General features: G+C 45.2%; 21 protein-coding genes. 9 read left to right on the top strand and 12 right to left on the bottom strand.

Translation table 11 applies throughout. The features are described 5' to 3' along the window. Nucleotides 1-152 precede the first annotated feature (152 nt). Together VEA_RS18415 and VEA_RS18410 are read right to left on the bottom strand one after the other, a co-directional pair. Nucleotides 153-1382, bottom strand: coding sequence for a quaternary amine ABC transporter ATP-binding protein (locus tag VEA_RS18415; protein WP_006741348.1), 1230 nt, complete (start codon nucleotides 1380-1382; stop codon nucleotides 153-155). Then, the gene (locus VEA_RS18410; protein ID WP_006741349.1) at nucleotides 1375-2274 is read right to left on the bottom strand and encodes an ABC transporter permease; all 900 of its coding nucleotides are present in this window, start codon (nucleotides 2272-2274) and stop codon (nucleotides 1375-1377) included. The genes VEA_RS18415 and VEA_RS18410 overlap by 8 nt, the downstream gene beginning before the upstream one ends. Before the next feature lie 502 nt (nucleotides 2275-2776). On the opposite strand from VEA_RS18410, the gene VEA_RS18405 reads away from it, so the two are divergent. From VEA_RS18405 to nqrM, 3 genes are read left to right on the top strand one after another with little or no spacing between them, the layout of a single operon-like run. Continuing rightward, a complete protein-coding gene (locus VEA_RS18405) occupies nucleotides 2777-3067 on the top strand; it encodes a DUF134 domain-containing protein (protein ID WP_005392669.1) in 291 nt (96 codons plus the stop codon). Then, nucleotides 3064-3579, top strand: coding sequence for a NifB/NifX family molybdenum-iron cluster-binding protein (locus VEA_RS18400; RefSeq protein ID WP_006741350.1), 516 nt, complete (start codon nucleotides 3064-3066; stop codon nucleotides 3577-3579). The genes VEA_RS18405 and VEA_RS18400 overlap by 4 nt, the downstream gene beginning before the upstream one ends. A gap of 1 nt (nucleotide 3580) precedes the next feature. Further along, nucleotides 3581-3790 (top strand): (Na+)-NQR maturation NqrM, encoded by a 210-nt coding sequence (nqrM, locus tag VEA_RS23600; RefSeq protein ID WP_005392671.1) that lies wholly within the window; start codon nucleotides 3581-3583, stop codon nucleotides 3788-3790. Here the strand turns inward: nqrM and VEA_RS18395 are convergent. Further along, nucleotides 3768-4562 carry a phosphotransferase gene (locus tag VEA_RS18395; protein WP_006741351.1) on the bottom strand — a complete coding sequence of 265 codons (795 nt, stop codon included), beginning with the start codon at nucleotides 4560-4562 and terminating at the stop codon, nucleotides 3768-3770. The genes nqrM and VEA_RS18395 overlap by 23 nt on opposite strands. Nucleotides 4563-4772: 210 nt before the next feature. Here VEA_RS18395 and VEA_RS18390 point away from each other — a divergent pair, with 210 nt between their 5' ends. Further along, nucleotides 4773-4967: a hypothetical protein gene (locus tag VEA_RS18390; RefSeq protein ID WP_005392673.1), complete on the top strand. Its 195-nt coding sequence runs from the start codon at nucleotides 4773-4775 to the stop codon at nucleotides 4965-4967. A 71-nt stretch (nucleotides 4968-5038) separates the two neighbouring features. Here VEA_RS18390 and fusA read toward each other — a convergent pair whose 3' ends face one another. The 5 genes from fusA to VEA_RS18365 all read right to left on the bottom strand — a co-directional run bounded on the left by fusA (nucleotide 5039) and on the right by VEA_RS18365 (nucleotide 11750). After that, nucleotides 5039-7063, bottom strand: a complete 2025-nt coding sequence (gene fusA / locus VEA_RS18385) for an elongation factor G (RefSeq protein WP_006741352.1) — start codon at nucleotides 7061-7063, stop codon at nucleotides 5039-5041. A 293-nt stretch (nucleotides 7064-7356) separates the two neighbouring features. After that, nucleotides 7357-8349 carry an N-acetyl-D-Glu racemase DgcA gene (dgcA, locus tag VEA_RS18380; RefSeq protein WP_006741353.1) on the bottom strand — a complete coding sequence of 331 codons (993 nt, stop codon included), beginning with the start codon at nucleotides 8347-8349 and terminating at the stop codon, nucleotides 7357-7359. Between the two features lie 50 nt (nucleotides 8350-8399). Next, nucleotides 8400-9404: an N-acetyltransferase DgcN gene (dgcN, locus tag VEA_RS18375; protein ID WP_006741354.1), complete on the bottom strand. Its 1005-nt coding sequence runs from the start codon at nucleotides 9402-9404 to the stop codon at nucleotides 8400-8402. A gap of 101 nt (nucleotides 9405-9505) precedes the next feature. Further along, nucleotides 9506-10387 (bottom strand): LysR family transcriptional regulator, encoded by an 882-nt coding sequence (locus VEA_RS18370; RefSeq protein WP_006741355.1) that lies wholly within the window; start codon nucleotides 10385-10387, stop codon nucleotides 9506-9508. 154 nt (nucleotides 10388-10541) lie between these two features. After that, nucleotides 10542-11750, bottom strand: coding sequence for an MFS transporter (locus VEA_RS18365; RefSeq protein ID WP_006741356.1), 1209 nt, complete (start codon nucleotides 11748-11750; stop codon nucleotides 10542-10544). A 201-nt stretch (nucleotides 11751-11951) separates the two neighbouring features. On the opposite strand from VEA_RS18365, the gene soxR reads away from it, so the two are divergent. Further along, complete coding sequence (soxR, locus tag VEA_RS18360; protein WP_006741357.1) at nucleotides 11952-12383, top strand: redox-sensitive transcriptional activator SoxR; 432 nt, start codon at nucleotides 11952-11954, stop codon at nucleotides 12381-12383. 9 nt (nucleotides 12384-12392) lie between these two features. Here soxR and VEA_RS18355 read toward each other — a convergent pair whose 3' ends face one another. Both VEA_RS18355 and VEA_RS18350 read right to left on the bottom strand, forming a co-directional pair. Beyond that, complete coding sequence (locus VEA_RS18355; protein WP_005373896.1) at nucleotides 12393-12788, bottom strand: DUF2391 family protein; 396 nt, start codon at nucleotides 12786-12788, stop codon at nucleotides 12393-12395. A gap of 13 nt (nucleotides 12789-12801) precedes the next feature. Further along, nucleotides 12802-13647: a tetratricopeptide repeat protein gene (locus VEA_RS18350; RefSeq protein WP_005392681.1), complete on the bottom strand. Its 846-nt coding sequence runs from the start codon at nucleotides 13645-13647 to the stop codon at nucleotides 12802-12804. Nucleotides 13648-13846: 199 nt separating this feature from the next. Here VEA_RS18350 and VEA_RS18345 point away from each other — a divergent pair, with 199 nt between their 5' ends. Further along, nucleotides 13847-14317 (top strand): ASCH domain-containing protein, encoded by a 471-nt coding sequence (locus VEA_RS18345; protein WP_006741358.1) that lies wholly within the window; start codon nucleotides 13847-13849, stop codon nucleotides 14315-14317. A gap of 50 nt (nucleotides 14318-14367) precedes the next feature. Here VEA_RS18345 and VEA_RS18340 read toward each other — a convergent pair whose 3' ends face one another. Both VEA_RS18340 and VEA_RS18335 read right to left on the bottom strand, forming a co-directional pair. After that, nucleotides 14368-14955 carry a class I SAM-dependent methyltransferase gene (locus tag VEA_RS18340; RefSeq protein ID WP_006741360.1) on the bottom strand — a complete coding sequence of 196 codons (588 nt, stop codon included), beginning with the start codon at nucleotides 14953-14955 and terminating at the stop codon, nucleotides 14368-14370. A gap of 89 nt (nucleotides 14956-15044) precedes the next feature. Continuing rightward, nucleotides 15045-16562: a phospholipase D family protein gene (locus VEA_RS18335; protein ID WP_012842377.1), complete on the bottom strand. Its 1518-nt coding sequence runs from the start codon at nucleotides 16560-16562 to the stop codon at nucleotides 15045-15047. A 517-nt stretch (nucleotides 16563-17079) separates the two neighbouring features. Here VEA_RS18335 and VEA_RS18330 point away from each other — a divergent pair. From VEA_RS18330 to VEA_RS18320, 3 genes are all read left to right on the top strand, one after another. Beyond that, nucleotides 17080-18237: an efflux RND transporter periplasmic adaptor subunit gene (locus tag VEA_RS18330; protein ID WP_006741362.1), complete on the top strand. Its 1158-nt coding sequence runs from the start codon at nucleotides 17080-17082 to the stop codon at nucleotides 18235-18237. A gap of 13 nt (nucleotides 18238-18250) precedes the next feature. Next, entirely contained in the window at nucleotides 18251-21403 is a 3153-nt protein-coding gene (locus VEA_RS18325) for an efflux RND transporter permease subunit (RefSeq protein WP_006741363.1), read from the top strand. Between the two features lie 341 nt (nucleotides 21404-21744). Then, the gene (locus tag VEA_RS18320; protein WP_006741364.1) at nucleotides 21745-22011 is read left to right on the top strand and encodes a hypothetical protein; all 267 of its coding nucleotides are present in this window, start codon (nucleotides 21745-21747) and stop codon (nucleotides 22009-22011) included. Nucleotides 22012-22054 lie beyond the last annotated feature (43 nt).

Here is a 22054-nt window from a genome sequence, read left to right as displayed (position 1 = left end):
ACCGAATATGAGCATAAAATTGTCAGGAAAATCAGAACAATGTAAATGTTGATTGGGATATCAAGCTTGAGTCTACAAATAAATATCTAGAGGGGTGGGGGCAGAGATAGTGAAAACAGCCCACATTGCTGTAAGCTGTTTTATTAAATCAGTTAAGAGGCCTTATCGATGTTTGAACGTGAGGTGCTTCGTTTTGTGCTGTCTTCATCAGCGAATAAACCAGCAACAGTACGACGCTCTAATTCACCTTTCAAATGACCATGCTCATCGACAACGGGCAGTGAGTATTCGCACGACATGGTTTCAGTCAATATTTGCTCAATGGCTGAATGGGGAGAGATGATAGGCACTTCTTCATAGATATCATCATCCCAGCTTGGGGTTTGAGCTAACTTCGTCGCGTCTAGTAACCCTTGTTGCGTTATCACGCCTTGATAGCCTGAATCGGTCACATGATAAGCATAATCACGTTTTACACGTTTCATCTCACTGAGCGCTTCTTCAATGGTTTTAGCGGCAATGCGATATGAAGGTGGCTGCATCACAGTCTCAACCGTCAATGCTCGCGCTCTATTGACGTCTTTTACAAAGGCTTCAACGTACTCATCGGCAGGATGCAGCAATATTTCGTCTGGTGAACCTTGTTGGACAAGCTCACCGTCTTTAAGGATCGCAATGCGATCGCCAAGGCGCAGTGCTTCATCTAAGTCGTGAGTAATAAAAACAATCGTTTTGTGTAACTGCTGTTGCAGTTCTATTAACTGATCCTGCATTTCGCTCCGAATCAGTGGGTCCAACGCTGAGAATGCCTCGTCCATTAACAGTATTTCGGCGTTGGTTGCCAATGCTCGCGCGAGGCCTACGCGTTGCTGCTGACCACCTGATAGCTGAGCGGGATATTGGTTCTCATAACCCGTTAATCCAACGGTATCCAACCATTCGTTTGCTTTTGATAAGCGCGCTTCTTTACTTATTCCTTGAATTTCCAAACCGTAAGCGATGTTGTCGATAACAGTGCGATGAGGCAATAAGCCAAAACGTTGAAACACCATCGACATCTTATGACGACGAAACTGCTCTAACTCCTTGTTAGAAAGCTGCATTACATCTACCCCTTCCACCAAAATCTGTCCCATGGTTGGATCGATTAGGCGATTGAAGTGGCGAATCATGGTGGACTTACCTGAACCGGATAAACCCATGATAACGAAAATCTCGCCCTTTTTAATTTGGAGGTTGATGTCTTTTAGCCCGACCGTGTGGCCCGTTTCCGCTAGCACGTGTTCTTTACTATGTCCCAACTTGACGCGCTCTATCACGCTGTTGGGTTTAGGTCCGAAGATTTTATACAGACCGCTGATTTCGATAAGTGGACTAGTCATGCTTTAAATCTCCTAGATGGGCTTGAGTGCGTTTCGCATACGCTTGTGAAGCGCGGTCGAAAAGAATCGCTAGAGCGACAATGGCTAGACCATTTAAAAGACCAAGAGTGAAATATTGATTGGTAATCGACTTAAGAACGGGCTGGCCCAAACCTTTTACCCCAATCATCGATGCGATGACGACCATCGACAGTGCCATCATGATCGTTTGGTTGATTCCTGCCATGATGGTTGGCATTGCGAGCGGAAGTTGGACCCCAAAAAGTCGCTGTTTACTGCTGGCTCCAAATGCGGTTGCGGCTTCCAACACTTCTTTATCCACCAAACGAATACCCAAATTAGTTAAACGAATAACAGGTGGAATCGCGTAGATTACTACTGCGATGAGGCCAGGAATTTTCCCGATCCCGAGCAACATCACAACTGGGATGAGGTACACAAATGCCGGCATGGTCTGCATGACGTCGAGTAATGGTGTCACAACTGACTGAATACGATTAGAGCTCGCCATAGCGATGCCGATAGGGATCCCGAGTGTGATTGCCAGCATGGTACACACCGTGATAATACTGAGCGTGCGCATTGTGTCTTCCCACATGCCGAAGTAGCCAATCAGGATAAGTGAGCCAAAACATGCGATGGCCAGTTTCCAAGAGCGACTAGCGGCATAAACGAGGGCGGTGCAGACGCCTAAAACAACGACCCAAGGTGTTGAAATAAGCAGTTTTTCAAACCAGACAAGAAATGAAAGGAGCGGGTCAAAGAGAGACTCGATAAGTTCACCATATTCACGAGAGAAATCTCGGTAGGCGCCATCGAGTGTTTTGCGAATCGCTCTAAGATCAGAGCGATCCATTTCTGGGAATTCGCTGAGCCAATTCGAGTCAGACATATTTACTTCCTTTTCTGATATATCTAGGTGCCCTCAAGAGACGTGATTCAGCAAGAATGGCTGGGATCGTAGACCAAGTAATGATTGGTGGTTCGATAGGTCCTCCATCTATTGTTTTACCCTTTAGGCTCATTTCAATGCAGTCGATCTGCACTTTATAGTTACTTAGGTAGACACCCTTTTAATAAAATAATCATTAGTGTTCAAATGAATGATTTAATCGGATTATAGTTTTTCTTCTCCAATAAAATGAATACATTAGCGCGTATTTGTATGAAAAGTCTGCGCAAACTAACGTTTTTATTATCTAGATAATTAGAATTGATCTTTTTGCTCGTTTGTCACCAAAGTTTGTAAATTTTTAGATGTCTAATTAATCCTGATGTCTTACGTATTTATCGTGTCGATTTTTGCAAACTTAGTTTATTGGCATATGCTAAAAATGTTATTGGCATATGCCAGTTTAAGGCGTAATTTGACCCTGTGTTTTCGAGGGATAATGATGGCAAGACCAAAGATAGAAAGACGAATATGCGGACGTGCTGCACACCATTGTTTCAAACCCAATGGCGTGCCATTTCATCAGTTGGAGCAAGTCGCCATATTACCAGAAGAGCTAGAAGCACTGCGTTTGGCCGATTTAGAGGGTCTTAGCCAGCAGCAAGCTGCTGAACAGATGGGCGTCTCTAGACAAACTTTTGGTAACACAGTAAAAAGTGCAAGATTGAAAGTCGCAAAAAGTTTAGTTGAAGGTCATGCATTAGTTTTTCCGGATGAGGAGTCAAACTTATGATTTATGCTATTCCTAATGATGGTGAGCGGGTGGCAAACCACTTTGTTAAAGCACCATATATTGCTATTTATTCTGATACTGACGGTATGCTGAAAAACTTAGCGAACATTGCTTCGATGCCACAAGCAGGTTGCAATGCGAAGTCTCAGTTAATTCAGTCTCTGCAAGAGTACAATGTGGATGCTGTACTTGTACGAAATATCGGTGAACGCGCACTAGCCAAATTACTTCGTAGTGGCACGCAAGTATTCAGGCTTTCTACCCGTAGCTCATTGGAAGATGTACTTGCGGTTCCAAGAGAGCCTCTCATTGAGCCGTCTCAAGGTCGTCCCTCAAACAATCATAAGAAAAGTGCTCACAAGTCAAAAGGCGGTTGCGGTTCCTGTGGTTGTGGTGGCAAAAAATCCAAACCCTCCTTGCTGACAAGACCGAAAGCACCAACAGGGCTACTTAAAGTGACATCTCGCCCTGCTATACTTAGGCTAAAGACGATGGCTAATAAGGCAGGTTAATATGGTTTGGTTATTTACCTTTCTTGGTTTTCTCGCAATCATTTTGTTGATGTCGCTTGGCGTCATTTTCCACAACAAGCGTATTCAAGGGAGTTGTGGCGGATTGAATAATGTCGGTGTTGATAAGGTGTGCAATTGTGAAACCTCTTGTGCAGAGCCTGAAAGACGTTTGTATCAAATATCCGAACCTAATTCGTCATCTGAGCGCTAAGATCTTTTGCCCATTTCGGTAAGGTTTGTTTAAACCAGTCAATGTATTTACTGGTCTGAGGGTTCTGTCTCGAGACCAGTATGTTCACCACTTCTACCACCATCCACGTTTTAGCTATTGCAATCGTTCTTGCTAAATTACTCACATCGCCTTGCTTTGCCGTCTTGGTATAGGTATGCGCCACACCAAGATAATCTTCGAGTGTGCCCATGCCTTTGACTAGTGGCGCTAAATCTATCGCGATATGCCCTGTCGAAAAACGTTCCCAGTCGAACAGCACCAAATCGCCATTATCTCGTCGCCCCCAGTTCCCGGCATTGGTGTCGCCAGAGATCAAATTTTTGGCGTTGAAAAGCGGGCCGGATTGCTCTTGTAGCTGATAAAAGAACCGCTCTGTTTTTGCGTCTAGTTTGAGCGTGCTTAAAGCTTGGGAAGTGGCTGGTTGTGCCCACTGATGAGGATGATAAACACCATTTGATGTCGGAGATAGTCTGTGTATTTTAGCTAGTTGTTCTATCACGCGCGGCTCTTCAAGCAGGAATTCTTGATTGACAGAGTGCGGGATATACTCGATTCGTAACGTATTTTGTTGGTGATCGTAATCAATGAGCTCAGGTACAAGAATGCCAAGTTCATTGAATGGTTTAGCCTGGTGTTGATAAAAAGCGACCTCAACCTGTTCTACCTGTTGCTTTTCAATGAATGAAATGCCGTGTTTTTCTACCAGATAAACTTTGGCACTGCCCATCTGGTTAAGCTCTTGCCTTGACATGAGACATCCTGTCTTTTGATGGTGGAACCTTCACTTACCTTAAACGCGAAAGGTGTGTGCTCCAAGAATACTTAAAGAGAACATTGAAACAAAATAATGCAATGGTTTGAGTATAAAATTGTCGCTAGTGTCTAAATTTTACACAGTGGCTTTTACGCATCGTTAACCACGTTCTACGCTTAATATTCGATTTAAACAAGGAGAACCAATATGGCTGTAATAAAGCAGGATATTCCAAATCGTGTAACGGTTTATCATGACAATGTCGATCAAGAACAAGAGCTGAAAAATGCGATGCTGCCAGAGAAACCGCGCTACTTTAACGGTGCTCCGACTTACAAAGCGAACAGCATCGAAGAGTTTGAAAATAAAATCAGTCAGATCGGTTTGTCTCTCGATAAATAAATTTTAATTTACCTAAAAGCGCCCTCATTTTGAGGGCGCTTTTTTATTTGATTGATTTGAATCGTAGGGAATTAACCTTGTTGAGCACTGCCTTGGCAGACTTGTTTTTGCACTGCTGGTGGCGCGGGCTCGTAATGGCTTAAAGTCATACTAAAACTGCCTTCACCACCCGTGATAGCTCGCAATCGACGAGCGTAATCTTGCAACTCGTTTACTGGCGATTTGGCTTTCAACAACGTGAATTGGCTATCAATCGGTTCGGTGCCTTCTATTAATCCTCGATTACCTGACAAATCCCCAGACACGTCACCGACGTTTGTGGTTGGGACGTGTAACTCCATTTGGACAATGGGCTCCAGCACAATAGGATCAGCGTTGTTGATCGCATCTAAAAAGGCTTTCTTACCTGCGATGACAAACGCAATTTCTTTCGAATCGACGGAGTGATATTTACCGTCATAAACCGTGACCTCCACATCCTTAATTGGGTTGCCAGAAATCGCACCTTCCTCTAACGCTTGCAAAATACCTTTTTCAACAGCAGGAATGAGCGCGGTTGGAATTGCGCCACCCACCACTTTGTTGATGAACTTAAATCCGGCGCCACGCTCGAGTGGGCGAACCTTCAATTGCACTTCACCAAACTGGCCTGCACCGCCACTTTGTTTTTTGTGTCGATAATGCCCTTCGGCAGGTTTAGTGATGGTTTCAAAGTATTCGACGCTTGGTTGGCAGGTTTCGACGTCCAGCTTGTACACGTTCGCCATCTTTTCTAATGCGACTTTGAGGTGAAACTCCCCTTGGCCGCTGATGATGGTTTCGTTGGTGCGAGCGCGATGTTCGATGCGCAGCGAAGGATCTTCGCTGGCGATTTTATTCAGTACATCGCCTAATTTTTGCTCATCTCCACGCTTAAGAGGCTTCAAGCACAAAGAATACATGGAGTCAGGAAGGTCCAATGTCTTGAGTTGAACACCATCTTCTTCGTGAGAGTCATGAACGATTGAATCGAATTCGAGATCATCCACTTTGGCTAAAACGCAGAAGTCGCCGGCAAGCGCGCGAGGGATCTCGGTTCTATCTTTGCCCTGCAGTTGATATAAGTGCCCAACTTTAAATGCCTTGTTGCTTTCGCCAATATAAAGCTGGCTGCCCGCATTGATTTCACCCTGATACACACGTAAGTAGGCAAGTTTTCCCATATATGGGTCGACGCTGACTTTGTACACGTGTGCGACGGTGTGCTCTAGGGTTTCGCAATTTACTTTGATTTTTTTGCCGTTCTTTTCCAATAGAGGAGGGTTACCTTCGTTTGGCATGGGCATGATCTCCGCCAAGGTGCGCAGCAGAAGCTCGACGCCCGCGCCGGTTTGTGCTGAGACAAAACAGACCGGAATCACATGTCCAGTTCTCAGTGCTTCTTCAAACGGATCATGCAGTTGCTCTGCGGTGAGTTCGGAACCTTGTTCCAGATACAGTTCCATCAGTTCTTCATCGACTTCGATAACTTGATCAATCAAGGTCTCATGAGCTTCATCTACCGTCGCAAGTAAGGTTTCTCGTCCCAATTCTGGTTCGAAATAGCAGTCAACTACAGATTCTCCGTCAGCCGAAGGTAAGTTGATCGGCAAGCAGTGGTCCCCAAAATGCTCAACGATGTTCTCCATCAATCTTTCTAACTGACTACCGTGGTTATCGAGCTTATTGATGATGATCATCTGACATTTTTGCTGCTCTTTAGCAAAGGTGAATAAGCGATCGGAAGTTTGGTTTAGTGGGGTTTGAGGGTCGATGACAAGGGCGGATGTTTCAACGGCAGGAAAAACGCTGATCGTACGGCCAAGTAACTCGTTTTGTCCCGGAGTGTCGATGATATTGAGCCGATGTTTATTCCAGCGCAGTGCGACTGGCGTTGCTTCAATACTGTGTTGATATTGGATGGATTGAGGGTCGAAGTCGGTAACGGTATCGCCTTTTTCTACGCTGCCTAAATGGTGAGTGGCATCGCAGGTGAAAAGCAGTTTTTCTATCAGCGTGGTTTTACCGGTCCCGGTTTGGCCGACAAAAGCGATATTGCGTATTTTGTTGATAGGCATAGAGCCTCCTTGCAAGATGGCGTGAAAAACCTACGAATTGCTAGGAAGTGGGTTGTTAGAGAAACCCACGCACTGCATTGGAGTAGGGCGGGATTACCGCCTATTCGTCTTCCATGTCATTTTCCGGATGACTCGATGCATAAGACCACCTTATTGGACTACTGTAATCTTAGCATGCCGTAATAACCATATAATTTATGTGACTTATTTCATGATGGGGCTGATTGTTTTTTAATCGAGATCATAAACTCAGAGGTTCTGACTTTTGGAGCAAAACCTCTGGATTGTTTAGGCTATTTGGAAAGAACGATTTCGCCGTCGCGATAAACTAAGCTCGGCGTTATATCTTGTCCGAGCAACACCGGGCCATCAAGATCGACAACGCTCGCCTGAGCAGCAATAGGTAACGCAGCTCGCATTGCCAGCGACGTCCCCAACATACAACCGGACATGAGGCTAAAACCGAGTTTTTTTGCATCGTCGGCCAGCAATAATGCTTCACTGAGCCCGCCCGTTTTATCTAGCTTAATGTTCACCATTTCATATTTGCCAAGCAGTTGATGCAATTGCTCTCTGGTGTGACAACTTTCATCGGCGCAAAGTGGAATGGGGTGCGGAATGCTGGCGAGTACGTCATCACGGTCTTGTGGCAGCGGTTGCTCGATCATGATGATATTAAACGGTTCGAGTTGATCAAATACCGTCGCGAGGTCGAGGTTTTGCCACGCTTCATTCGCATCTAAGACAATTTGTACGTGCGGCGCGGCATCGCGTACTGCTGCAACGCGCTCAATCACGTTTTCACCATCCAGTTTTACCTTAAGCAGTTTTGCGCCTTGGCTAAGGTAAGCTTGCGCCTGTTTTGCCATCGCTTGCGGCGTGTCGATAGAAACCGTCATCGCCGTCACAATCGCCTCGGGTAACGTAAAGAGGTCGTGAACTTGTTGCTTGTGGCTCAAAAGCGCAAGAAGATGCCAAAGGGCGCAATCCAATGCATTTCTTGCCGCTCCTGCGGGCAATAACGATTGAAGCTGGCTTTTGAGAGTCATCACATCAGCGTCGCCTTTGGCGTACAAACTTTGCAGTTCATGCGCGGCGTGAGAAATCGCCTTAATCACCGATTCAACCGATTCACCATAACGTGGGTATGGTGTGCATTCTCCTTGGGCGAGCATGCCTAGATGTTCAATTGTCACGAGGACTACGTGGCACTCTGTCCGACTGCCGCGAGAGATGCGAAATGGTGTCGCCATAGCAATCGTGACAGGTTCTACATGAATTTTCATCTCACTAGTTTTCCCTAAACCGCAGTTATTTTCTAAACCGTAAATGTTTCCTAAATCGTAAGAAGCCAGTCTGCAACCGCATCAACGCCAAAACGCACAGGGTCGGTGACGGGCACTTGGTATTTGTCGCTCCAATCCTGGAATAACTGGGCTGCATCTTCTTCGCTGATCGCCGAAGTGTTTAAGCAAATACCCACTAATTGAGCGTTTGGATTTGTTAGGCGAGCAGCGGCCAGATTCGCTTCTATCGTTTGTTCAATGGTTGGCAAGCTCGCATGTGGTAAGTTGCGGATGTGCGGGCGACCAATCTCATGGCACAGTACCAGAGCGTCCGCTTGTGCGCCGTGAAGTAAGCCCAAACTTACGCCAGCAAACGAAGGGTTAAATAACGAACCTTGCCCTTCGATGATGTCCCAATCGTGGTCAGTGAAGTCGGGGCTGATCGCTTCTACTGCGCCGGAGATAAAATCGGCAACTACGGCATCAATTGAAATGCCACTGCCTGCGATGAGAATTCCCGTTTGACCTGTTGCTTTGAACTCTGCGCGACAGTTTTTACGCTTTAATGCGTGTTCAATGGCGAGGGCAGAGTACATTTTGCCAACGGAGCAATCTGTTCCTACAGTAAGTACTCGCTTGCCTGCGCGAGCTTTGCCATTGCCGACCTTGAGCGGGGCATCATAATGGCGAACATCATTCAGTTTGGTTAATCCGCGTTGTTCTAGATCGGCAAGAGGAGCAAATTCCGCCAAACGTTGGTGCATGCCCGATGCAATTTCAAATCCCATTTCTGCCGCTTCAAGTAAGGTTGCTTGCCAAGCTTCGGGAATGACTCCCCCCGGGTTTGCTGTGCCAAGTACCAGCGTTTTTGCTCCTTGCTGCTGCGCTTGTTGTAGTGTCATGTCGGTTAAACCAAGCGATACGGTTTCTGGCGTCAGGCGGATTTGGCCAAGACAAATCTCAGGTCGCCATTGGTAAATGCCACGCGCGGTTTTTGCTGCGAGTGGATCGGTTACATCGCCAAGAAAGAGTAGGTAAGGTTGAGCAATTTGCATGATGGTTCCCTTCGTTATCGTTATTGCTCATTAATGTAGCCAGACTGATTTAGGAAACCGAATGCTTATTTGTTAGGCAGGTATAACTTCAAGTTATACCTTTAAACCATCTGTTGTTTTAGGGCGGTGATAAATTGCTTTGTCGCAATGGATTGAGGTGTGTGCTCTGCGAACAAAATAGAGACAGAGAAGGACATGTTTGGCTCCAAAGCATGCACGGAGACGGCATTATCTTGGCGATATTGTTTTGCAGTCCATGGATCGACAATGGCGAATCCTGCTTGGTGTTTCACCAGTTCAGCCGCTGCGGAGTAGCTGCGCACAGTGATGGCATGTTGATAATGCTCGTCACGCGCCGACAAGGTTTGATGCAACAATAAGCCCAGAGGGTCTCGACTATCTAAACCGATAATGGGTAAATCATGACTGATGAGTTCTTCTAAAATGACGGTTTTTTCTGCGGGTATCGCTGCGCTTTTAGGAGCGATCAGTGTTAAGTATTCTTTCAATAACACGTGCCCCATGATTGCTGGTGGTGTTTCTTCACCAAAAGCGATAGCGAGATCCAATTCATGTTTCAGCAACCCGGAGCACAGCTCATCGCGATTGGCCGTTAATAGCTCAAAGGAGATACCGTGTTGTTTCGACAACAACGCGACAGTCGGCGCTAACAAGTGCGCAGCCAAAACAGGCGGGGCACCGACTCGTAAATGTTGAGTTCCCTGTTTGACTTTGTTGGTCAGGGAACGAAATTGTCCGAGTTGTTGATAGACTTTTTCTGCCTCTGGCAATAAGGCTTTGGCTTCTTGAGTGGGAACGAGGCGACCTTTTACGCGTTCAAATAAAGCGAAGCCCAGTTGTTGCTCTGTATGGGCGAGAACTCGAGTGACATTGGGCTGGGAAACGTGCAGTAAGCGAGCAGCACCAGACACCGTTCCTGCTTGCATAATGGCGTAAAAGACTTCCAATTGTCTTAAGTTCACGGCGATTTCCCTCTGCTCATATTGGTCACCTCAGAATACCCAACCTTGCTGATGAGCGATAGAGGCAAAAGTGCTGGCGTAAAAAATAGGAAGAGGATGTTGGTTGCCTTCTTATCTCGCTTTTTCAATTTCTCAACTTCTCAATTTCTATGCTTCACTTTGCTGCTGCATGAAGGGGCAGGTCGTTAAACGGCTCGACGTCTCGGCTGAGTAATCCCATCAAAACCACTGCTAACACCATGACAACAGCTGCTATTGCAAAACCGTATTGTGTTAGCTCGTAATGACTCAACATCGCGATTAACACGTAACTGAGAGATTGAATGGTGGTGGCAAACATGCTGATGCCGCCATCGACGCGACCTCGTTGATGAACCGCTACGGTGTGATGCATCCAGTTGACTCTCGCAATGCGATTTAGCGCGTTGAACACACCAAACAGCGCCGTAAACAATAAGATGGTCAGCGGGCTTATCGCAAAACTCATTCCGATAAACGCTAGAGATACCATGACCATCGAAGCAAACATAATGTGGCTATGGGAGGCGCGACTCAGCACTTTGGTGACAATGAAACCTGTTAGTAACGAGCCGAAACCAAAACTGATGTTGAACCCTGCAAACCAATCGCCAGAGACGCCTTGTTCAGAAAACCAAATCGGCACCAATTTGCTCAAATACGTCAATGCAGGATAAGAGAGGCAAGAGAGCAGAATAAAGCCATAAAAGCGGGGTTCGAGACGGAATATTTGTTTGCTCTCTTTGAGCTGTGCGATGAAAGCAACGGACTTTGATGCCCTCAATTGTTGGGTATACGGCGTCAGAATATAAAACATCGCCGCCAAAGCGGATGCGCTGGCCGCAAACAAAGCAAACTCTTTCATGCCCCACATTTCAAGCAAAACAATACCCAACGCGCCAGCTCCGAGGGTTGTGGATTGCATTACAATTTCTTGCTGACCCGAAATTTTTGCGTATTCGTGATGCTGATAATTTTCTTGGGTGAAGGCGTTGTTGGTCGTCCATGCAAAGTTACTCGAAACCCAATACACCAATTGCGCAAAAGCCAGCAGCCAGTGGGACTCAAACCCTAACCAATAAGCAATGAACACCACCAAAGCCATGCCCGATTGAATCCATTGATTGAGCACGAGTAGTACTTTGCGTGAATGTCGGTCAATTAAAGTGGAAAAGAAAGGCGTTGCTAGAAAAGAAATCGCGGTGCAGCTCAGAGAAACTAAAGCGACGAATGTACCCATGTTAGGTTCGGAAAGCATGACCCATGGCAGTGCCATCATGAACAAGCCAGAGGAAATGCTGTCGAATAAGCGGCCAGCTAAGTACGGCTGAGTTTTATTTTTCATTATGTTTGCCTCTAACTCCCGATGGATTTCAAAAGGTTGATGTCCAACTGTTCTGTGTTTGACAACCAAGTCGTTCGCGCTGAACACATTATCTTGAGATCGCCGGGGTTTAGCGTTAATTAAGATGGTGCAACTTTAAAACCTCAAGTAAACTTGAGGTAAAGTGTTTTTTTAACAAAATTGATACACAGGGAGTCAAGGATGGAAATCAGCGTAGGAGAAGTGGCAAAACGTTCCGGAGTGAAAGTCTCTGCCCTGCATTTTTATGAACAAAAAGGACTGATTTCGAGTTGGAGAAATCAAGGCAATCAGCGCCGCTACCACCGTAGCGTTTTGCGCCGTGTCGCGGTGATTAAAGCGGCTCAGCAAGTGGGGTTATCGTTAGAAGAAATCAAACATGCGCTAGATGAGCTGCCGAAACATCAAGCTCCGAACAAAGATCAATGGGAAGTCATGGCGAGCCATTGGCATGAACAGTTAGAACAAAAGATTCAAAAACTCAAAGCCTTGCAAAACGATTTGGGTGGATGCATTGGCTGCGGATGTTTGTCTTTAGAAACCTGCGCGCTGCGAAACCCAGAAGATGTGTTAGGCAAAGACCACTCGGGTTCTAATTTAACGTTAGAAGAGTAGGTGCTATTCCTATTCTTTGTCGAAACTGTCCACCACAATTGCACCCATTGACGCCGGCATAGTGATGACGATGACCCGTTTTATCGCAACCAAAGGCTCATTCATTAGTGGCAGCTTATCAAGACAGAAAAGAACTAACGCCACCACAACGGCCGCAATGAGGTACGCGATAACCACACGAAAAATAAAAATGGATACGCGATTTTTGATGTGGCTTTGGAACACGCTTTGATAGGCGAAAAAACTGAGGAAAATGACAGAAAGGCTTAACAGCATGAGCAGGTTTGCCATTGGCAAGCTTTCACCCAGTCGCCACGCCTCTTCAGAAAAAGAGATGGGTACGGCGAGGGCAAAAGCGCCAACCAACACTTGGCTGGCGTCTTCTAAGTTAAAGTGACTACTCATGCTGCTCATTCCATTATTCGTTTGCTAGGTGTAAGAGCTTTTCAAAGCGCTCGTTACCATGCAGCAATTCGAGGTCTCGCTCTTCGGCAAGCAAGTCACGAATAGATGGGCTGTATTCAATAGCGCGTTCCAAGTCTTCAATGGCTTGCTCTTCAATGCCAAGACGAGAGTATGCACAAGCACGTTGATACAGTGCAGGACCATTGGTGTAATCGACTTCAAGTACGCGGTTACAGATGCTAAGTGCCCAGTGGTATTCGTTGATTTCCATCGCGGCATCTGCTTTGTAAGTCAACGCTTCTAAATCACCTGGGCGAATCAGCAAGATCTCATCATAGATTTCAATACGTTGCTCTGGTGTTTGTGAGCTTTGCGCACGCAACCATAAGTTATGGATCTCATTGATTTTCTCAATTTCTTTATTGTTTTCACTGATAATGCGAGTTTTGCGTTTTAAATCTCGCTCTAGTGCTACAAATTTCTTCTCGTATTCTTGGGCGATCTTTTCTAATCGTTTATCCGCCATCTCTTTGGTGTTGTGTTTAAACTCACGCAGAGATTGCCAGCCTACAAAGGCGATCAGCGATGCGACACCTGCGATGATGTAGAAGAAGTAGGTTACGGTCACGTTGGCATAGTTCAACGATTTATCCGCAACCGTCAGCTCGCGGTCGGTGATCTCTGTGATCATTCGTTTTTCTAGGCTCTGATAGTCCTGACGCAGTGCTTTTAGCTCATCTAAAATATAGCGTTCCATTAATGGTCTATCTAACAGATCCGATTCTGAATACTTTTCGTCCGATGCCATCGTCGGCAAGGCAAGTATCAGCGAGAAAAAAATACCAATAAATAAGCGCATATAACGTCCTTTCACGAGAAGAGTACAGATAGACCATGCAACAATAGCAAATAGCACAAACGTTTAGCAAAGTTATTACAAAAGAAATAATTGTCGTCTACGTAAAAGTCATATTCTTGTTGTTTTTCAGTTTGTTCCTTGTGGTTATTTGTCGAGATATCTTTTATTCTCCTTGCGGAATGATGACTAAGGAGCAAGCATGGACGCGAGAGCCAAGGATTACTTAGAGCAGTATCTAAAATTATTATCACCAGAACAAAGAGCAGCCGTACCATCAGTTAGTGCTGACTATTATTGTGCCGATGAATACAACGCCAATGTATGCGCCGATTTGGTTCTAATTGGACAGAAAATCGCCTCTTGCAGTATGGAGCTTTGGTATCGAGAGCATGGCGAAAGCATGCCACAAGTGGGCCATTTACAAGTCGTCACGAATTGGAACGGAGACCCCGTTTGTGTGATACGAATTACTGATGTCAGCACATGCAAATATGAGGATGTAACCGCAGAGTTTGCTTACGCAGAAGGCGAAGGTGATAGAACCTTAAACTGGTGGCGTGACGCGCATACTGCATTTTTTAAAGCTGAATGCGATGAGTTGAACATAGATTGGCATGAGAAACGTACGCTAGTTTTGGAGCGTTTTGAAGTGGTGTATCCAGTCAATTAATCGCTGATAGCAGCACTGATTTGAAGTGCTGCTTTCTTGAGAGACCGCTTTTAGCGCTTGCGAGCGGTCACACTAAACATGTGCCAGTGTTTTGGGCTTCCGACTACCGTGGTTCCGTCTTCATCTCTTTCATTCAATGAAATGAGTTCGTAATCCGCGAATAAACTTTCCACTTCCTTTTTCGTTAATGCGGTAATGTTCGGATGCATTTCTGATGCAACCCAGGAGTCTTTTGCTCCTAAGAAATCACCGCAAAAGATACCGCCAGGTTGTAAGGCACTGTCTATTTTGGTCCAAACTTGCTCAAAGCCTTCGTCCGGACAAAAGAACAAACTGGCATTCGCTATAACCAGGCTGCATTGAGGGTAGTCAAACTCAGTAAAACAGCACTGTGAAATTGAGAAACGCTTATGGCCTTCAAAGCGTGTTAAACAAGTTTTTACTGCATCTTCATGGCTATCAAATGCGTGAACGTTAAACCCCTGTTCGAGGAGGAAATGACTGTCTCGACCTATTCCGCAGCCAATATCAAGAGCGACTTTGCTCTCGAGTTTCAGTAGGTTTACGGCATTTTCCACGTTTGGGCGGTGAGGTTGGTTTAAAACTTTCTGATAGTACTCGTTCCATTGTGCTGACATTGAACTTCCTTGTATTTATTGTGTTTCCCCAAATCTAGTGTCCATTCTTGTATTGCTTTATCGGGGAGGTTTTGAAACATTGGCAATTGTTATAGCTGATCTTCAATTGGCAATATGCCGGAGAACCAAGCGCCCATTTTTCGCCATACTCCGGCCTCTGGTTCAGAATCATATTCTTTGCCTGTTTTTATGTCAGTCCAGACAATGTCTCCGTCGCGCAGAGTTAAGGCATAGGCGTTATTCGACAATTGATTCGGCAGTTGTTCTAGAAACATTTGCACATATTCTGGCTGTTCGATAACAACGGCCATTTCGGTATTCAAAGCGGCTGAACGTGGATCCCAGTTCATCGAGCCAACAAACAGCGTTTTGTCATCAATCGTCATTGCTTTTGCGTGTAAACTTGCTCTGCTGCTCCCCGTGAGGCTCCACTTGCTTTTGAGTTTCGCGCTCGCTTTTACTTCCCATAGCTTGACCCCAGCTTCGAGTAGGTCTGTTCGATATTTTGCGTACCAACCATGCACGGCAAACACGTCGTTTGAGGCGAGACTATTGGTCACTATCGTGATATCAACACCTCGCTTGGCCGCGTTACTCAATGCTTGAGTGCCGACTTCGGTTGGGACGAAATAGGGGGAGATAAGAACAAATGAATGTTCAACACTTTTAACCAGCTCCGTTAAATTATCAATAAGTTGGCTCTCTCGGGTCGCAACTTTATCGGGTAAGTCAAACCATACTTTTGCTTCTCCCCAGTAGAGCTTGAGATTGCCTTGTTTGAGAGCTTGGTACATATCCAGTTTAGTGAAGTCATAACGGCCGGTTGAGAACTTTTCCTCTAGCTGGAGTTTGTCGACCTGCTTTTGAATCGCCAGGTCGGTAATTTGCTGTGAGTTCGGTGTTATCCATTCCATTGGTATCGCATAGGCGCTATTCCAGTAGAGGTCGAACTGATCTGCAGTTTGTTGTACCGCCTCACCATAGAGCAGTAGATCAAAATCACCAAATTCGACCTGTGATTCAAAAGAAAAGTACTCATTGCCGATATTCCTACCCCCGACAATGGCAGAAACACTGTCTGCAATCAAAGACTTATTATGCATACGACGATTAAGACGTTCAAAATCGCTAGCAAGTGCGAACCAGCGGGAATCGCGATACTGATGCGGATTGAATAAGCGGATTTCGATATTAGGATGTGCATTGAGTGCAGCCATCACGTCGTCGTTTCGCTTTTGCATATCGTCAAGCAACAGCCTTACTCGGACTCCACGCTTTGCAGCTTCATACAAGCGCCACGTTATTAGCTGACTCGTTTCGTCACCACGGTAAATATAGTATTGAAGATCAAGGCTTTTTTGTGCGGACTCGATTAAAGAGGTGCGAGCAAGAAGGGCATCGTGTCCTTGATTTAACGGGGAAAAGCCAGTTATTGACTTTGGGTCTTTCCCGTAAGCTTCAAAGTACTGTGCAAGCACGGAGTCACCTTGATACCCAAGTTGGAAGCTAGTGGATTTTTCACTGGGATCGTTCAATGACACGGATGAACATGCCGACAAAATTGTGAATAAAGAAGGGAAGAGTAGCTTAGCGAGTGTATGTAACAAAGTACATTTCCTTGTCTTACAGAGTGTTACTTATCGGAAATTATAGACCTAAGTTGCCGCAGCGTGCATCCAACAAGGTTTGATAACGGGCTATTAATCAATGAATTGTCATGTTCTCGGGATTAAGTTCACCTTTTTGAACGCAGATAATCATTTATTTTAATTATGATTGTGTCTGAATTGGTCATAATCACTAATATCTGGTGATTATGACCAATAGCACACTGGTTAAAATAGTTGAGTGATAATAACTATTTGAATTTTAATAAATAAATGCCTGGCACGTCCCTTGCTATTCAAAAGAAGAGTTAAGTCAGGGCAACTTGCGAAGTTGGTTAATTTTTTGTTAATTTTATTAACTTTGAATTGGCAATAACTCTGTAGTTAGCAACCGAAAAAGCAAGGTACGCGCTGCTTTGACGTCTATTCAAATGTAATTCCCTCACCATCATGCTTACAGGGAGTCAAAGATTTAATAAAGCATGGTGATGAAAACAACAATAAAAAAGGATTTTCGATGTTAGCAAAACCCGTATTACGTTGGCTTTTACCTTTCGTTGTCGTTGGTGGCTCTTATGCAGGATATGCCGCAATCGCCGCGACAGCTCCGGAAAAAGAGTCAACCAAAGATGCCATTACAGAGCCTACCGTTCAGGCTTCTTCTCTTTTTCCTACCGATCATAAAGTGGTGATAACCAGCCATGGTGAGTTAGTCCCTTTTGAAAAAACACACCTTTCCGCGCAAGTCAGTGGTGAAGTGATAAGTTGGCACCCTAATTTTGTAACGGGTGGGATCGTGAAACGAGGAGAAGTGCTGTTCACGATTGAAAGTGACAACTACGAAGCGTCGGTTTTGCAAGCCGAAGCCAATTTAGCTAGCGCACGTGCGAGCTTGATTGAGGAGCAAGCCAAAGCGGAAGTGGCAAAACGCCAGGCCAAGAGACTGAGCGATAAGCAAGTGACAGACCTGTATTTACGTAAGCCTCACGTTTTGAGCGCGCAAGCGCAAGTGAAGTCGGCTCAGGCGGCACTCAAACGAGCAAAAAGAGATTTAGAAAATTGCAAAGTCGTTGCACCTTACGATGCGCTGGTTGTTGAGCGTGATATTGGTGTTGGTCAATTTGTCACATCTGGCTCTCGAGTTGCCACGCTAAACAACATTGAAGTGGCGGAGGTGCACGTACCAATTGCCGGTTTTGATAGTGCATTTTTACCCGAATCCATTGGTGAGCTCACTGCGACAGTAACGCAGCAAGGTGTGTTTTCTACCACTAGAGAAGGTCGAGTGGTTCGTGATTTAGGCATGATTGATAGCGCTACCCGAATGATTAACATGGTCATTCAAATCGCAGACCCATATGGTATTGATAATCAGCAGCCTCCAATTAAATTTGGCTCCTACGTTGAAGTGAGCTTCACAGGTAAGGAGCTAAAGCATATCTATCGCCTGCCACAGGAATTAGTCAAAAATCGCACGGTATGGGTAGTGAATGGTGAGAATCAACTTCAACCTCGGACGGTAACGGTCTTGAGAGCAGAAGGTGAGTTTTTACTCGTGGGGGAAGGCTTAGAGCAAAGTGATAAGCTGGTACTTACCTTGCCGGAGTACCCTCAAAAAGGCATGGCGGTACAAATCGCAAAAAAGAGTGACGACTCCGAAACCGTCGTACAGTAAGTAGGAGTTTGTCATGGAAGATACTAAACAAAAGGGCTTAATTGCTTATTTTGCGAATAACCCCGTCGCTGCCAACCTTTTGATGGTGTTCATCATCATCATGGGGGTGGTGAGTTTTCTCTTTATTCAAAGGCAGATGTTTCCGAACATTGAGGTGAACTACATTGATGTTCGTGCGACTTATCCTGGCGCTTCTCCTCAAGAAATTGAAGAAAGCATTCTCGTTAAGGTTGAGGAATCGATTAAAGATGTCACCGGGATTAAAAAAACGGTCTCAACGGCCTCTAGAGGTAGCGCGTATGTCTCTATCGAGGTAGACGTGAATGCTGATATCAAGCGTGTCTTGGATGATGTAAATCAACGCATTGATACTTTATCCAACTTACCTGCCGGTATGGAACCGATCAATGTCTACCAAGTTGAGTGGCGCCAAGATGTAATCGAAATGGGGTTAGTTGGGGACCGACCGCTTGAAGAGCTCAAACCCATTGCTAAGCAAGTCGAGGATGAATTACTTCAACTCAAAAATGTCATGTTGGTGTATTTGAGTGCACCAGAGGAAGAGATAGCGATTGAAGTTGATCCACTCGTTCTTCGTAAATACGACTTGACGTTGAGCGATATCAGCAGCGCGATCAGTCGTTATTCTGCCAACTTTTCTGCGGGCGAAGTCAAAACAAACTCAGGGATGATCGCAGTAAGGATTGAAAATCAGTACTACCGTGGTGATGAATTTAGGAATATTCCTGTAAAGCTTGGCGCAAATGGTGCGAAGGTTTTACTGCAAGATATCGCCACGATCAAAGATGGCTTTACGGAAGAAGAGCGCTACTTTGAATACTCAGGGCAAAATGCGATCTACATGTCTGTTGAAGCGACTCGTGATCAGAACATTATCCCTGTTGCCGAGTCTGTTCGTAATTATATCGAAGCAAAAAACAAGACATTGCCGCAGGACGTTAAGCTCAAAGTCTTAGTGGATACGACCTATTATTTAAACGGTCGTCTCGACATGATGTTGAAAAATTTGCTGCAAGGCGCTGCTCTAGTGGCGATTATGCTGACAATTTTCTTGCGCTTTCGCTTGGCAATGTGGGTAATGATTGGGCTGCCAGTGTGTTTTCTTGGCGCGGTGATGATGATGCCTGCATTAGGGATCACGGTAAACATCGTATCTCTTTTTGCCTTCATTATGGTGCTCGGTATTGTGGTCGATGACGCCATCGTGATGGGAGAGAGCGCCTACAGCGAAATTGAAGAAAAAGGTGGTGGCGTCGAAAATGTGGTTCGCGGTGTCAAACGTGTTGCCACGCCAGCTACTTTTGGCGTTTTAACCACAATTGCCGTGTTTGCCCCTTTCTTGTTGTCTAGCGGTATTGACAGTGCTTTCTTCTATGGTATCGCGGGCGTTGTGATTCTTTGTTTGATCTTCAGTTTGATTGAATCGAAGTTAATCCTTCCTGCTCACCTCGCACATACTCACTTTAAGCCAGTTAAACCTGGTGGCTGGCGTGACCGATTTAACCAACGTTTTTTTGGCTTTGTAAACGGTACGTATCGTAACTTTGTAACGACATGTACGCATTGGCGCTGGACCGTGTTTGCTGTGTTTTGCGGTTTACTGCTGATCAGTGCGGCTTTGGTCAACGCGAATTATGTTCGGGTGATCCCTAACCCTAAAGTGCCTACTGATTATCCTGCGATCACTATTGAAATGAACGATACCGTTTCAAGTGAGCAAACAATCAGCGCTCTTAAGACCATCGAACGTGTGATGCAAAAAATTGAATCAGAGACCATCGCAGAACATGGTCAAGGCATGATTCGTGATGTGCTTTCGTACAACCGAAGCCGCACCGAAGGCCGTGTTTTAGTGCCATTGGTTGATGAGGAATTACGCCCGTTCAATACATTTGAACTTGCTCGACGTTGGCGTGAAGCTATGCCAGTTATTCCTGGAATGAAGAGCATCAAAATCCGCGAGCAGAGCGCGGGTGGCGGTGACAGAGATGAGTTTGGTTACTTGCTGTTTGGTTCTAATATTAATGAATTGAACGAGGCTGGGCGTTACTTGATAGAGCGTTTACAGCAGGAAGAAGGGTTATACGATATTTCATCTTCTATTGATTCAGGAAGCAAAGAAGTGCTCCTTTCTCTTGCGCCTGTAGCGTACGATCTCGGACTGGATCTCACCATGATCGCAGAGCAAGTGGGTGGCAGCTTCTACGGTGGTGAAGCACAGCGTCTTATTCGTGATGGTGAAGAAATCAAAGTTATGGTGCGTTACCCGCAACTGACACGTGAAGCATTTTCATCATTACGTTACGCTGTGATTACCACGCCAGCAGGTAAGAAGGTCATGCTGGGTGATGTGGTGAAGATCAACGAGCAGCCGGGCGTGAGTAGCATTCGACGTGAAGGCGGGTATCAAACCGTTTATGTCTATGGTTCGATAGACGAAGAATTGGTTGAACCTCAAGAAGCCGTGAAGGTCATCGACGACAATATCTTACCGGACATGAAGCAAGTCTTCCCGAGTGTGAAAACGGAATTGGGTGGTGATATTGAAGAGCAAGCAGCGCAGCGTAATGAACAGATTCTGTTCTTTATTGCAGGCATGATCATCGTCTACATCTTGTTAGCCGTACCGTTAAAAAGTTACACCCAACCTTTGATTGTAATGTCAGTCATTCCATTTAGTCTGACGGGGGCGATTTGGGGCCACTTCTGGCTAGGTTTGGATATCAGTATGATGTCGACATTTGGTTTGATCGCCGCTGCTGGCGTGGTTATCAACGACTCTCTAGTTATGACAGATTACGTAAACCAAGTGAGAGAAAAGGGTATGAACATCAAACAAGCGGTGGTTGAAGCGGGCTGTGCACGCTTTCGAGCGATCACGCTCACCTCAATAACGACGTTTGCGGGTGTATTGCCGATTATGTTTGAAACGAGCTTGCAGGCGCGTTTTGTCATACCAATGGCTGTAGCTTTGGGCTTTGCGGTGTTGTACGCAACGGTTCTGACTTTAGTGCTGGTGCCTTGTTTGTATTTAATGCTTGAAGATATTAAAAATATTTTCAGATCGATTAAGGGGTTTGTTCATCGCTTTATCAATCGTTTCAGAAAGTCGCCAGTGACGTCGAGCGTTGAAGTAAATACATAGAGTTAACAAGCTTGATGTTAACGATTAGGAGCAGCCTTCGGGCTGCTTTTTTATTTCTGTATTTTGATTCAAAGCAGTTCTAGAGTGGGTTGTTACGTAATTTATTCGATGAGAGAACAGCGAGAAAATCCCCTGATAAATCATTCTTTTTATGAATGCATTTGCGTTTTTGATTCCCTTGGTTAATTTAACACTTGGTTAGCGAAATTTACCAGATGGAGATAATGATGAAAACATGGACTTGTTTAAGTTATTGAAAAATAACAAAATAAAAGTTGGCATCGTATGTGCAATATATAAATTGTAACTAAAATGAACTGCTAATCCTCAAGGAGCTTATTATGAAAAGCGTATTTCTATCTACTCTAAGTCTTATTGTTGTAATGTCATCACCAATCGCTGCTGCTAACACTTTAGACAAAGAGGAGTGGAGCTCAGATTTACGTCAGGACTTTTCTGAAATGAAGCATGAAGCTGTAGCAGATATTCAGAAAATGAATATGGATGCCATCCACGCACGCGATGAGCGTATCGTGAAAAACATTAAAGATGAGCAAGAACAGTTAGTAAAGGTAACGTGCCACAAAGAGAAAGCAAGCAAGTCATAACTGCCGATAAAGAGACTAACAGACGAAAATGAATCCAATACGA

Origin of the sequence: Vibrio antiquarius, assembly GCF_000024825.1 — a bacterium.
Classification (GTDB): domain Bacteria; phylum Pseudomonadota; class Gammaproteobacteria; order Enterobacterales; family Vibrionaceae; genus Vibrio; species Vibrio diabolicus.
The sequence above is the reverse complement of the archived record's forward strand: the minus strand, read 5'-3'. Positions and strand labels throughout refer to the sequence as shown.